Genomic DNA, 12,917 nt, shown 5'->3' on the forward strand with positions numbered 1-12,917 from the left:
TGTTAAGCACGCCGCCAGCGTTCGTCCTGAGCCAGGATCAAACTCTCCGTTGAAAACGTAAAATTCTACCCTGACAGGAGACACTGACATCAAATATTGTCAGAATCATTGTCAAAGAAATCCGCGACCAAACCCACCCGAAGGCAGACCCAGTCAACGGGGCATAAACAAACTAATTCGTCGACTATGACACACTGTTGAGTTCTCAAAAATCAGACGCACTCGACGCTCGGCCCGAGTGGGGCTCCGCTGCCGGGGCAACCTGCGAAAACTTACCGGCTTCGTCTGGCCCCGTCAACTCGGGGCCATCCTCGCGGCTGTTCTCGCGATGTCTGGGCGTGCAGCAACCCCTTCGTTTGGCCTCTCGGCCCGAGGGGGCTTGCCGCTCGCGGCGACAAGAAGAACGTTAGCAGCGGGTTACGGGGATGCCAAAATCGGGTCACGTCCTGGGGCGCAGGGGTGCCGCCGGACGGTAGGTGGAGACGCTCCGCTCCCCCGTGATCCAGAACCGCCAGGGCCGCTCAGCTGCGGCGCGGAGACCCACACGCGGGCCGGTGGAGACGTCCCTCGGCGGGGTGCCGAGCTCGAGCGTCACGGGACCGGTGTCGAGGTCGACGCCGTCGTGGTCGAGCGTGATGCCGAGGGCGTTGCAGAGCCGGGCGGGTCCGCGCGCGAGGTCGCGGTCGGAGGCACCGGGGCGTCGGGACCGCGCGACGTCGATGCCGTCCACGATCTCGCCGGCGCGCAGCAGCACGGCGCTGGCCTGTCCCTCGGGGCCGCACACGACGTTGCAGCAGACGTGCATGCCGTAGGTGAAGTAGCAGTAGAGGTGACCGGACGGGCCGAACATGACGGCGGTCCGCTTGGTGATCCCCCGGAAGGCGTGGGAGCCCGGGTCGGTCGTCCCGTCGTACGCCTCGACCTCGGTGAGGCGCACCGCGACCTCGCCGTGCCGGAGCACGGCGTTGAGGAGGCGGGGTGCCTCGTCGAGGACGGGCCCGGACAGGTCAGGCAAGACGGGTGCGGTGCCCCTCGACCCGAGCGGACAGGTCCGCGAGCTGCTCGCGCACCCGGGCGGGCGCGGTGCCGCCGCGGCCGTCGCGCGCGGCGACCGAGCCCTCGACCGTGAGCACGTCGCGCACCGCGGGCGTGAGCGCCGGGGAGATCTCCGTCAGCTGGTCGTCGGTGAGCTCGTCGAGCTCGATCCCGAGCTCCTCGCAGCGCCGGACGCACTCGCCGGCGACCTCGTGCGCGACCCGGAACGGGATGCCCTCACGGACCAGCCACTCGGCGACGTCGGTGGCGAGCGAGAAGCCCTGCGGCGCTAGGTCGGCCATCCGACCGGTGTCGAAGGTCAGGGTGGCGACCATGCCGGTGAACGCCGGGAGCAGCACCTCGAGGGTGTCGACGGAGTCGAAGACCGGCTCCTTGTCCTCCTGCAGGTCCCGGTTGTAGGCGAGCGGGAGCGCCTTGAGCGTCGCGAGCAGCCCGGAGAGGTTGCCGATCAGGCGGCCGGCCTTGCCGCGAGCGAGCTCGGCGATGTCGGGGTTCTTCTTCTGCGGCATGATGCTCGACCCGGTCGACCAGGAGTCGTGGAGCGTCACGAACCCGAACTCGCGCGTCGACCAGAGGATCACCTCCTCGGCGATCCGGCTCACGTCCACGCCGATCTGCGCGGAGACGAACGCGAACTCCGCGACGAAGTCGCGCGAGGCGGTGCCGTCGATCGAGTTGGCGGTCGAGCCGGTGAAGCCGAGCTCCGCAGCGACCCCCTCGGGGTCGAGGCCGAGGGTCGAGCCGGCGAGGGCGCCGGAGCCGTACGGCGAGTCGGCGGCGACGCGGGCGTCCCAGTCGCGGAGCCGGTCGACGTCGCGGAGCAGCGCCCAGGCGTGGGCGAGCAGATGGTGGGAGAGCAGCACCGGCTGGGCGTGCTGGAGGTGGGTGCGGCCGGGCATCACGACGTCGAGGTGGTCGCGGGCCTGGGTGGTGAGGGCGTCGACGAGGTCGAGGACCTGGCCGGCGACCACGGCGGCGTGGTCGCGCAGGAAGACCTTGAAGAGCGTCGCGATCTGGTCGTTGCGGGACCGGCCGGCGCGCAGCCGGCCGCCGACGTCGGCGCCGACCTCGTCGACCAGCAACCGCTCGAGGGCGCCGTGGACGTCCTCGTCGGACGGATCGGGGTGCAGGTCGCCGGCGGCGTACCGCTCCCCCAGCGCCTCGAGCCCGCGGAGCAGCTCGGTGTGGTCGGCGTCGGTGAGCAGGCCGGCCCGGTGGAGCGCGTTGGCGTGGGCACGCGAGCCCGCGAGGTCGTACGGCGTCAGCCGCCAGTCGAAGTGGGTCGACCGCGAGAGCGCATCGAGCTCGGGCGAGGGGCCACCCGCGAACCGGCCGCCCCAGAGCTTGCCGGTGTTGGTGCCGGAGTCCTTCGTGGTCATGCGTCTGTCTCTCCCAGGATGGTGCGGATGGCGATCCGCATGTGGCTCGTCAGCTCGTGGTCGGCGGCGGTCCCGGCGGCGTCCAGCGCGTCGGGGGTCCACCAGCCGGCCTCGTCGGTGGTGGCTCGCTCCAGCGGCTCGAGGCCGTCGAAGCTGAGCTCGACGGTGTCCTCGAGCGCGATCGCGTAGAACGTCTGGTGCTGCACGAAGTGCCACATGCCCCAGTCGAACTCGACGGTCGCGCGGGCGATGGAGGCGGTGAGGTCGGCCGCCCTGACCTGGACGCCGATCTCCTCGCGCATCTCGCGGGCCGCGGCCTCGACGAGGTACTCCTCGCCCTCGACCGCCCCGCCGATGGTGAACCAGAACGGCCGCTCGGGGCGGACGGGGTCCCAGCCGTGGAGCAGCAGCACCTCGCCGCGACTGTTGACCGGCAGCACCCGGCCGGTGTGCCGCTCACGGACGGGACGGCGAGACATCAGTCGGTGCCGAACTCCATCGCGGCCGCGTCGAGGGCGACCTCGTCGGGCTCGGCGTCGACCGCGGGATTGGCCTCGATCCGCTCGGCGCCACCGGCCGGGAGCTCACCGAAGAGGGTGCCGTGCTCGACGAGCACCTGACCCTGGTCGAGCGGCTGCGCGGCGTACATCTCCAGCTTGGCGCGGGAGTCGGCGATGTCGAGGTTGCGCATCGTGAGCTGACCGATCCGGTCCGTGGGGCCGAAGGCGGCGTTCTCGGTGCGCTCCATCGAGAGCTTGTCCGGGTGGTAGGAGAACGCCGGGCCCTCGGTGCGCAGGATCGTGTAGTCCTCGCCCCGGCGCAGCCGGATGGTGACCTCGCCGGAGACCAGCGAGGCGATCCAGCGCTGGATCGACTCCCGCAGCATCAGCGCCTGCGGGTCGAGCCACCGGCCCTCGTAGAGGAGCCGGCCGAGCCGCCGGCCCTCCAGGTGGTAGTTGGCGATGGTGTCCTCGTTGTGGATCGCGTTGAGCAGCCGCTCGTAGGCGATCCAGAGCAGCGCCATGCCCGGCGCCTCGTAGATGCCGCGCGACTTGGCCTCGATGATGCGGTTCTCGATCTGGTCGGACATGCCCAGGCCGTGGCGGCCGCCGATGGTGTTGGCCTCGTGGACCAGCGCGACCGGGTCGTCGTACGACGTGCCGTTGATCGCGACCGGCCGACCCTCCCGGAAGACGACCGTGACGTCCTCGGGGGCGATGTCGACCGCGGGGTCCCAGAACTTCACGCCCATGATCGGCTCGACGGTCTCGAGGGAGACGTCGAGGTGCTCGAGGGTCTTGGCCTCGTGGGTGGCGCCCCAGATGTTGGCGTCGGTGGAGTAGGCCTTCTCCTTCGAGTCGCGGTAGGGCAGGTCGTGCTCGGTGAGCCACTGGCTCATCTCGGCGCGACCGCCCAGCTCCGTGACGAAGTCGGCGTCGAGCCACGGCTTGTAGATCCGCAGCTCCGGGTTGGCGAGCAGGCCGTAGCGGTAGAACCGCTCGATGTCGTTGCCCTTGAACGTCGAGCCGTCGCCCCAGATGTCGACGCCGTCCTCGTGCATCGCCCGCACCAGCAGGGTGCCGGTCACGGCGCGGCCGAGCGGGGTGGTGTTGAAGTAGGCGCGGCCGCCGGAGCGGATGTGGAAGGCGCCGCACGCCAGCGCGGCCAGGCCCTCCTCGACCAGCGGGCGGCGGCAGTCGACGGCGCGGGCGATCTCGGCGCCGTACTGGAGCGCACGGTCGGGGACGCCGCTGATGTCGGGCTCGTCGTACTGGCCGATGTCGGCGGTGTAGGTGCACGGGACGGCGCCCTTGTCGCGCATCCACGCGACCGCCACCGAGGTGTCCAGGCCGCCGGAGAAGGCGATGCCGACCCGCTGGCCGACGGGAAGGGACGTCAGGACCTTGCTCACGCTGGTGGGTTCCTCACTGCTGCTGGGAGTGGGTGTCGGCGAGGGAGAGGAAGCGGCGGGCGAGGTCGTCGCCGCCCTTCGGCTCCCGGCCGATCACGAGAACGGTGTCGTCCCCGGCGATGGTGCCGAGGATGTCGGGGAACTCTGCCTTGTCGAAGGCGGAGGCCAGGAACTGGGCGGCGCCGGGCGGGGTGCGCAGGACGACCAGGTTGGCGCTGGCCTCGGCGCTGACGAGGAGCTCCCCGCACAGCCGGGCCAGTCGCGCCGCGGCCGCCTGCGTCTCCGCCGGCGCCGCGGGTCGTCGGTCGCCGCCCTCGGCGGGCACCGCGTACACGAGGGCGCCGGAGGCGGTGCGGACCTTGACCGCGTCGAGCTCGAGCAGGTCGCGCGAGAGGGTGGCCTGGGTGACCCGAAGGCCGCTCTCGGCGAGCAGGTCGGCGAGCTCGCCCTGCGAGCGCACCTCGTGCTGGGTGACGATCTCGACGATCCGCTGGTGCCGGGCGTTCTTGGTGGTCGGCCGGAGGGCCGTGCTCATGACGTCGCCTCCTCCATCAGGAAGGTGAGGATCGCCTTCTGGGCGTGGCGACGGTTCTCGGCCTCGTCCCAGACGACGCTCTGCGGTCCGTCGAGGACCTCGGCGTCGATCTCCTTGCCGCGGTAGGCGGGCAGGCAGTGCATGGCGATCGCGTCGGGCTTCGCGTGCTCGAAGAGGGCGGTCGTCAGGGAGTACGGCGCGAAGACGGCCGCGCGGGCGGCGGCCTCGTCCTCCTTGCCCATCGAGATCCAGGTGTCGGTGACGACGACGTCGGCGCCGGTCACGGCGGCGACCGGGTCGGCCTCGAGGGCCGCCGAGCCGCCGGTGGTCGCGGCGATCGCGGCGGCGCGGTCGACCATCTCCTGCGCCGGGGCGTAGCCGTCGGGCGAGCTGATCCGGACGTGCATGCCCGCGGTCGCGCCGGCCAGGAGCCAGGAGTTGCCCATGTTGCAGGCGCCGTCGCCGACGAACGCGACGGTGAGGCCGGCGAGCTGCTGCTTGTGCTCCTGCACCGTCAGCAGGTCGGCCAGCAGCTGGCAGGGGTGGAAGTCGTCGGTGAGCGCGTTGACGACGGGGACGCCGGAGTGCTCGGCCATCTCCTCGAGCCTGGCCTGGGCGTAGGTGCGCCAGACGATCATCGAGGCCTGCCGCCCCAGCACCCGCGCGACGTCGTGGACCGACTCGCGCACGCCGATGCCGGCGAGCGAGCCGTCGACCAGCATGGGGAAGCCGCCGAGCTCGGCGATGCCCGCCGCGAAGGACGACTGGGTGCGCAGCGTCTGCTTGTCGAAGATCATCGCGACCGTGCGCGGACCCGCGAGAGGCTTCGCGTCGTACGGCGCGTGCTTGAGCTCGGCCGCGAGCGCGAGGACCTGGGCCTGCTCGGCCGGCGTGAGGTCGTCGTCGGCCAGGAAGTGACGCATCACAGGCCCGCCTCGTCGAGGATCCCCGGCCAGGCGGCGAGGAGCGCGTTGACGTCGTCCTGGGTCACGACCAGCGGCGGCGCGAGCCGGATCCGCTTCGGCGTGGGGTTGTTCAGGATGAAGCCGGCCCGCTGGGCGGCGGCGACCACGTCGGCTGACTTCTCGTCGGCGAGGTCCAGGCCGATGAGCAGACCCTCTCCCCTCACCTCGGTGACTCGCGGGTCGGCGGCAAGGCCGTCGCGGAGCTTCTGGCCGAGGACGGTGACGTGTTCGAGGATCTCGTCGTCCTGGATGGTGCGGACGACCGTGAGCGCGGCGGCGCAGGCGACCGGGTTGCCGCCGAAGGTGGTGCCGTGGTTGCCGGGCTGGAGCAGGTCCGCGGCGTCGCCCAGCGCGATGCAGGCACCGATCGGGAAGCCGCCGCCGAGGCCCTTGGCGAGCGTGACGACATCGGGCCTCACCGCCATGGTCTGGTGGGCGAACCACTGGCCGGTGCGGCCCATGCCGGACTGCACCTCGTCGAGCCAGAGGAGCGCGCCGTGCTCGTCGGCGATCGACCGGGCGGCGGCGAGGTAGCCCTCGGGAGCCACGTTGACGCCGGCCTCGCCCTGGATGGGCTCGAGCAGGATCGCGGCGGTCTGGTCGGAGACGGCCGAACGCAGCGCGTCGGCGTCGCCGTACGGCACGAAGACGACGTCGCCCGGGAGCGGCTCGAACGGCGCCCGGTAGGCCTCCTTGGAGGTCAGCGCGAGCGCGCCCATCGTGCGGCCGTGGAAGCCGCCCTCGGCGACGACGACCTGCGTCCGACCGGTGCGCCGGGTCAGCTTGAACGCGGCCTCGTTGGCCTCGGTGCCGGAGTTGGCGAAGAACACCTTGCCCGGGCCGGCGTCGAGGAGCGTGAGCAGCGCCTCCGCGAGCTCGACCTGCTGGGGGCTGGTGAAGAAGTTGGAGATGTGACCGAGCGTCTGCAGCTGGGCGGTGACGGCCTCGACCAGGGCCGGGTGGGCGTGCCCGAGCGCGTTGACGGCGATGCCGCCGAGGAAGTCGACGTACTCCTTGCCGTCCTCGTCCCAGACGTGCGCGCCCGCGCCCCTGACCAGCGCGAGCTTCGGCGGCCCGAAGGTGTTCATGAGGGAGGCGGAGTACCGCTCCTGGTAGGAGGTCACTGGGAGTCCCTCGCCTTCCGGGTCTTGGTCTCGACGCCCGGCAGCACCTGGGTGCCGACGCCCTCCTTGGTGAAGAGCTCGAGCAGCACGGCGTGCTCCTCGCGACCGTCGACGACGGTGGCGCGGGACACGCCGCCCTGGACCGCCTGGAGGCAGGCGTTCATCTTGGGGATCATCCCGGACGCGAGGGTCGGGATGATCTCCTCGAGCGCCTCCGGGCTGATCTCGCCGATGACGTCGTCGGAGTCCGGCCAGTCGAGGTAGAGGCCCTCGACGTCGGTGAGGACGAGCAGCTTCTCGGCGCCGAGCGCGACCGCGAGCGCGGCGGCCGCCGAGTCGGCGTTGACGTTGTGCACACGGCCGTGGACGTCGGGGGCGACGCTGGACACGACCGGGATCCGGCCGGCCTCGATGAGGTCGAGGACCGACTCGGGGCGGACGTGCTTGACCTCGCCGACCAGGCCGAGGTCGACCTCCTCGCCGTCGACGACCGTGTTGGTCGGCTCGGCGGTGAAGAGGCCGGCGTCCTCGCCGGAGCAGCCGACCGCGAGCGGGCCGTGCTCGTTGATCAGCCCGACGAGCTCGCGCTGCACCTGGCCGACGAGCACCATGCGGACGACGTCCATCGCCTCGGGCGTGGTGACCCGGAGGCCGCCGCGGAACTCCGACTCGATGCCGAGCTTGTCGAGCATCGTGGAGATCTGCGGGCCGCCGCCGTGGACGACGACCGGCTTGAAGCCCGCGAACCGCAGGAACGCGATGTCCTCGGCGAACGCGCGCTTGAGGTCGCCGTCGGTCATGGCGTTGCCGCCGTACTTCACCACGACGATCTTGCCGTGGTACTTCTTCAGCCACGGCAGCGCGGCCGCGAGCGTGCGGGCCTTCGCCGGGTCGGGCTTGGACGGGTCGTGGTGGGTGTGTTCGATCGTCATGAGCTGTAGGCGCTGTTCTCGTGGACGTAGGCGTGGGTCAGGTCGTTGGTCCAGACGGTGGCGCGGGCGTCGCCGGCCTTGAGGTCGATGGTCACGCTGACCTCGCGTGGCTTGAGGTCGACGGTGGTCGGGTCGGCGTGCGGGGTCGACTGCTTGCAGACCCAGACGCCGTTCATCGCGACGTCGAGGTCGGCGGGGTCGAACTGCGCGTCCGTCGTACCGATGCTGGCCAGGACGCGGCCCCAGTTGGGGTCGTTGCCGAAGACCGCGGCCTTGAAGAGGTTGGACCGGGCGACGCTCCGGCCGACCTCGACCGCCTCGTCCTCGGACGCGGCGTGCAGGACGGTGATCGCGATCTCGTGGTCGGCGCCCTCGGCGTCCTGGAGCAGCTGCATGGCCAGGTCGGTGCAGGCCTGGGTCAGCGCGGCGGTGAAGTCGTCGAGGCTCGGCGTGATGCCGCTGGCGCCGCTGGCCATCACGGTAACGGTGTCGTTGGTCGACATGCAGCCGTCGGAGTCGAGCCGGTCGAAGCTGACCCGGGTCGCGGCACGCAGAGCCGTGTCGAGGTCGGCGGCGGGGACGACGGCATCGGTGGTGAGGACGACCAGCATCGTGGCGAGCTGGGGCGCGAGCATGCCGGCGCCCTTGGCCATCCCGCCGATCGACCAGCCGGCACCCTCGACGACGACGGTCTTGCTGACGCTGTCGGTGGTCATGATCGCCTCGGCCGCCTGCTGGCCGCCGTCGGCGGCGAGGGCGTCGTACGCCGCCTCCGCGCCGGCCAGCACCTGCGTGCGGTCGTTGGTGAGGCCGATCAGGCCGGTGGAGCAGACGACGACGTCGACCGCGCCGATGCCGAGCTTGCCGGCCACGGTCTCGGCTACCGCGTGCGTGGTCTGGAAGCCCTCGGGGCCGGTGTAGCAGTTGGCGCCGCCGGAGTTGAGGAAGACCGCCTTGACGGTGCCGTCCTTGACGACCTCCTGGCTCCAGAGGACCGGGTTGGCCTTGCAGCGGTTGGCGGTGAAGACGCTGGCGGAGTCGAAGTGGGGGCCGTCGTTGACGACCAGGGCGACGTCCTTGTTGCCGGTGGACTTCAGACCGGCGGCGACGCCGGCGGCCCGGAAGCCTGCGGGGGTGGTGGTGCTCATTACGGGGCTACTCCTACGGTCGAGAGGCCCAGCCCTTCGTCGAGGCCGAGCGCGAGGTTCATGCACTGGACGGCAGCGCCGGCGGTGCCCTTGGACAGGTTGTCCACGGCACCGACGGCGACCATTCGTCGTGCGTCCTCGTCGACCGTCACCTGGAGGTGGACGGCGTTGGAGCCCGTGACGGACTTGGTCTGCGGCCACTGCCCCTGCGGGAGCAGGTGGATGAACGGCTCGTCGGCGTACGCCTTGGCGTAGACGTCGTAGACCTCGTCGGCGGTCAGGTCCTCGACGAGGGTGGCGCTGCAGGTGGCGAGGATGCCGCGCGGCATCGGCACCAGCAGCGGGGTGAAGCTGACCCGGACGGTGCCGTCGGTGAGCTTCGAGAGGTTCTGGGTGATCTCGGGGGTGTGCCGGTGGACCCCGCCGACGCCGTACGCGCTGGCGTTGGACATCACCTCGGAGCCGAGGAGGTGTGGCTTGGCGGCCTTGCCGGCGCCGCTGGTGCCGGACGCGGCGACGACGGTGACGTCGGGGTGCACGATGCCGGCGGCGATCGCCGGGGCGAGGGTCAGGGTCGAGACCGTCGGGTAGCAACCGGGAACGGCGACCCGGGTGGCGCCGCGCAGCTGCTCGCGCTGACCGGGGAGCTCCGGCAGGCCGTAGGGCCAGGTGCCGGCGTGGCTGCCGCCGTAGAACTTCTCCCAGGCGGCCGGGTCGGCGAGCCGGAAGTCCGCGCCGCAGTCGACGACCACGGTGTCCTCGCCGAGCTGGGCGGCGAGCGGCCCCGACTCCCCGTGCGGGAGTGCGAGGAAGACCACGTCGTGGCCGGAGAGCGTTTGGACCGAGGTCTCGTCGAGCACCCTGTCCGCGAGGGGCACGAGGTGCGGCTGCAGCGCACCGAGCGGCTGCCCCGCGTTGGAGGCACCGGTGAGCGCGCCGATCTCCACCTCCGGATGGGCGAGGAGGAGGCGCAGCAGCTCACCTCCGGCGTACCCGCTGGCTCCGGCGACGGCGATCCTGATCGGCATGTGCATGACCATACATGACTCTGCATGTATATGTAATCCAGAGGCGCGTGTCGGCGGTCACCCCTAGGGTCGACCCATCATGGCGCGCCTCTTCTTCGACGACTACCTCCGACACATCCGCCTCGAGTCCGCGCGACTGCGCGAGGCGCTCGCCGCGTGCGACCCCGCCGCGCGGGTGCCCGGCTGTCCGGACTGGACCGCCGCCGACCTGCTCGGGCACCACGCCGGTGTGCTGCACTTCTGGTCGACGATCGTCGAGCAGCGCCCGGCCGGTCCCGACGACTGGACGGAGCCGGACAAGCCGGCGGCGTACGACGCGCTGCTGGCCTTCCACGAGGAGCAGGCCGAGCGGTTCGTGGTCGCCCTCACCGCGGCCGACCCGGCGGAGCCGGCCTGGACGTGGTCGGAGGAGCAGACCGTCGGGTTCACCTTCCGCCGGCAGGCGCACGAGGCGCTGATCCACCGCCTCGACGCCGAGCAGGCGGCCGGCACCGTGACACCCCTCGACCCGGCGCTCGCGGCCGACGGCGTCGACGAGGCTCTCGACGTGATGTACGGCGGCACCCCGCCCTGGGGGACCTTCAGCGGACTCCCCCACCACGTCCGCGTCGACATCACCGACGCCGGCGAGTCGATCTGGGTCCGGCTCGGACGGTTCGCGGGCACCCACCCCGAGTCGGGCGAGACCTACGACGTCGAGGACATCGAGACCGTGACGGACCCGGGCACGGGGCCGGACGCCGTCGTCGCCGGCCCGGCGGCCGCGCTCGACGCGTGGCTCTGGCGCCGTGGCGACGACGCCGACATCACGGTCACCGGCGACGTGGAGAAGTACGGCTACTTCCGGCGCTGCGTCGACCAGCCGATCGACTGACCGGTCGCGCGACCGGTGAAACCGGCGTGAAGGCGACGTGAAACCGGGACCCTCCACGGTGGTTCCATGACACGAGTTCCTGACACCGACCTGGCCGTCGCGGCCTCCGGGCTGGTCAAGACCTTCGGCGACGTCAACGCGGTCGACGGGATCGACCTCGAGGTGCGTCGCGGTGAGGTATTCGGCGTGCTCGGCCCCAACGGCGCAGGCAAGACCACGACCCTCAAGATGCTCGCCACCCTGCTCCCCATGGACGGCGGCGAGGCCAGCATCTTCGGTGTCGACGTCCGTCGGCACCCGCACATGATCCGCCAGCTCGTCGGCGTGACCGGGCAGTACGCCTCCGTCGACGAGAACCTCACCGGCGCGGAGAACCTCTGGCTCTTCGGCCGCCTGCAGGGCCTGTCGTCCTCGAGGGCGAAGGCCACCGCCAACGACCTGCTCGAGCGGTTCGGCCTCACCGAGGCCCGCGACCGGCAGATCTCCACCTTCTCCGGCGGCATGCGCCGCCGCCTCGACCTGGCCGCGAGCCTGATCTCGCAGCCGCCGCTGATCTTCCTCGACGAGCCGACGACCGGCCTCGACCCGCGCACCCGCGGCCAGATGTGGGACACGATCCGTGACCTGATTCGCGAGGGCAGCACCGTGCTGCTGACCACGCAGTACCTCGACGAGGCCGACCAGCTCGCCGACCGGATCGCGGTCATCGACCGCGGCCTGAAGGTCGCCGAGGGCACGCCCGACGAGCTCAAGACCTCCGTCGGCAGCTCGACGCTCCAGCTCCGCATGGCGGAGCCGGCCGACACGACGCCGGCCGTCGACGTCGTACGGCGGGTGCTCGGCGAGGAGCCGGTCCTCACCCCGGAGGCCGGCGGCATGAACGCCGCCCTCACCGACGCCAACCAGGCCGCCGACGTCCTGATCGCGCTGCGCCAGGCCGGCCTCTCGATCGCGTCGGCGACCGTCCAGAAGCCCACCCTCGACGAGGTGTTCATGGCCATCACCGGTCACGGCGCCGAGGACGAGACCGATCAACAGCCACGGCACGAGATGGAGGTGGCCTCATGAGCACGAGCCTGCTCGCCGACCACGAGACGACCGAGGTGCTCGACCGCACCATCATCACCCGGCCGTCGCTGCGCGACACGATCGACCAGAGCCTCGCGATGGCGTGGCGGGCGCTGAAGAAGATGCGGCGCAACCCGGAGCAGTGGTTCGACGTCACGCTGCAGCCGCTGCTCTTCACCGCGATGTTCGCCTACATCTTCGGCGGCGCGATCTCCGGCAGCGTCGAGGACTACCTGCCGATCGTGATCACCGGCATCCTCGCGCAGACCGCGCTGACCGCCTGCATGGCGACCGGCATCCAGCTCCGCGAGGACATGGACAAGGGCGTCTTCGACCGCTTCAAGTCGCTGCCGATCGCCCGGATCGCTCCGCTCGTCGGTCCGGCGCTGGCCGATCTCATCCGCTACGCGACCGCGGCGACGCTGACCATCCTGACCGGTCTGCTGATGGGCTACCGGCCCGGCGGCGGCTTCGTCGGCGTGCTCGGTGGCTGGCTGCTGACCGTCTTCGCCGGCTGGTCGCTGGCGTGGATCTTCACCTACTTCGGCACCCGCGCTCGCAGCGCGCAGGCGGTGCAGGGCATCTCGATGATGGTGATGTTCCCGCTGACCTTCCTGTCCAACGCCTTCGTGCCGTCCAGCACCCTGCCGGGCTGGCTCGAGGCCTTCGTCAAGGTCAATCCGGTCTCCCTGGTGATCTCCGCCGTGCGGGACCTGATGAACGACGGCGCGCTGACCGCGAACGTCGGCTGGGCACTGCTCGGCTGCGGCATCGTGGTCGCGATCTTCCTGCCGCTGTCGGTGCGGTCGTACTCGCGCAAGATGTGAGCGCCCGTCGTACCTGACGAGATGGTCGTGGGTCGGCGCGATCCACCGCCAGAACGTCAGGTACGACGC

At 71.2% G+C, this 12,917-nt stretch carries 13 protein-coding genes; 3 read left to right on the forward strand and 10 right to left on the reverse strand.

The window, feature by feature from the left end; all coding sequences use genetic code 11:
• Positions 1 to 439: 439 nt before the first annotated feature.
• The 10 genes from K8U61_RS23260 to argC are packed head-to-tail and all read right to left on the reverse strand — an operon-like array spanning position 440 to position 10,085.
• Positions 440 to 1,015, reverse strand: a complete 576-nt coding sequence (locus tag K8U61_RS23260; protein WP_224125400.1) for a DNA-3-methyladenine glycosylase — start codon at positions 1,013 to 1,015, stop codon at positions 440 to 442.
• Positions 1,008 to 2,435 (reverse strand): argininosuccinate lyase, encoded by a 1,428-nt coding sequence (argH, locus tag K8U61_RS23265; RefSeq protein ID WP_224125401.1) that lies wholly within the window; start codon positions 2,433 to 2,435, stop codon positions 1,008 to 1,010. Before argH ends, K8U61_RS23260 begins: the two co-directional genes overlap by 8 nt.
• Positions 2,432 to 2,914, reverse strand: a complete 483-nt coding sequence (locus K8U61_RS23270; RefSeq protein WP_224125402.1) for an NUDIX hydrolase — start codon at positions 2,912 to 2,914, stop codon at positions 2,432 to 2,434. The genes argH and K8U61_RS23270 overlap by 4 nt, the downstream gene beginning before the upstream one ends.
• Positions 2,914 to 4,347 (reverse strand): argininosuccinate synthase, encoded by a 1,434-nt coding sequence (gene argG, locus K8U61_RS23275; protein ID WP_224125403.1) that lies wholly within the window; start codon positions 4,345 to 4,347, stop codon positions 2,914 to 2,916. The genes K8U61_RS23270 and argG overlap by 1 nt, the downstream gene beginning before the upstream one ends.
• A gap of 13 nt (positions 4,348 to 4,360) precedes the next feature.
• Positions 4,361 to 4,882 carry an arginine repressor gene (locus K8U61_RS23280; RefSeq protein ID WP_224125404.1) on the reverse strand — a complete coding sequence of 174 codons (522 nt, stop codon included), beginning with the start codon at positions 4,880 to 4,882 and terminating at the stop codon, positions 4,361 to 4,363.
• On the reverse strand, positions 4,879 to 5,808 hold the full coding sequence (gene argF, locus K8U61_RS23285) for an ornithine carbamoyltransferase (protein ID WP_224125405.1): 930 nt from the start codon (positions 5,806 to 5,808) through the stop codon (positions 4,879 to 4,881). Before argF ends, K8U61_RS23280 begins: the two co-directional genes overlap by 4 nt.
• Positions 5,805 to 6,935, reverse strand: a complete 1,131-nt coding sequence (locus tag K8U61_RS23290; RefSeq protein WP_372454346.1) for an acetylornithine transaminase — start codon at positions 6,933 to 6,935, stop codon at positions 5,805 to 5,807. The genes argF and K8U61_RS23290 overlap by 4 nt, the downstream gene beginning before the upstream one ends.
• A 32-nt stretch (positions 6,936 to 6,967) precedes the next feature.
• Complete coding sequence (gene argB, locus K8U61_RS23295; RefSeq protein ID WP_224125407.1) at positions 6,968 to 7,903, reverse strand: acetylglutamate kinase; 936 nt, start codon at positions 7,901 to 7,903, stop codon at positions 6,968 to 6,970.
• Complete coding sequence (gene argJ / locus K8U61_RS23300) at positions 7,900 to 9,051, reverse strand: bifunctional glutamate N-acetyltransferase/amino-acid acetyltransferase ArgJ (RefSeq protein ID WP_224125408.1); 1,152 nt, start codon at positions 9,049 to 9,051, stop codon at positions 7,900 to 7,902. Before argJ ends, argB begins: the two co-directional genes overlap by 4 nt.
• On the reverse strand, positions 9,051 to 10,085 hold the full coding sequence (gene argC, locus K8U61_RS23305; protein WP_224125409.1) for an N-acetyl-gamma-glutamyl-phosphate reductase: 1,035 nt from the start codon (positions 10,083 to 10,085) through the stop codon (positions 9,051 to 9,053). Before argC ends, argJ begins: the two co-directional genes overlap by 1 nt.
• 73 nt (positions 10,086 to 10,158) lie before the next feature.
• On the opposite strand from argC, the gene K8U61_RS23310 reads away from it, so the two are divergent.
• The 3 genes from K8U61_RS23310 to K8U61_RS23320 all read left to right on the forward strand — a co-directional run bounded on the left by K8U61_RS23310 (position 10,159) and on the right by K8U61_RS23320 (position 12,848).
• Positions 10,159 to 10,953 carry a maleylpyruvate isomerase family mycothiol-dependent enzyme gene (locus K8U61_RS23310; RefSeq protein ID WP_224125410.1) on the forward strand — a complete coding sequence of 265 codons (795 nt, stop codon included), beginning with the start codon at positions 10,159 to 10,161 and terminating at the stop codon, positions 10,951 to 10,953.
• 66 nt (positions 10,954 to 11,019) lie between these two features.
• Entirely contained in the window at positions 11,020 to 12,021 is a 1,002-nt protein-coding gene (locus K8U61_RS23315; RefSeq protein ID WP_224125411.1) for an ATP-binding cassette domain-containing protein, read from the forward strand.
• Positions 12,018 to 12,848: an ABC transporter permease gene (locus tag K8U61_RS23320; protein WP_224125412.1), complete on the forward strand. Its 831-nt coding sequence runs from the start codon at positions 12,018 to 12,020 to the stop codon at positions 12,846 to 12,848. The genes K8U61_RS23315 and K8U61_RS23320 overlap by 4 nt, the downstream gene beginning before the upstream one ends.
• The last annotated feature ends 69 nt before the right edge of the window (positions 12,849 to 12,917 follow it).

Origin of the sequence: Nocardioides mangrovi, from assembly GCF_020073815.1 — a bacterium.
Classification (GTDB): Bacteria; Actinomycetota; Actinomycetes; order Propionibacteriales; family Nocardioidaceae; genus Nocardioides; species Nocardioides mangrovi.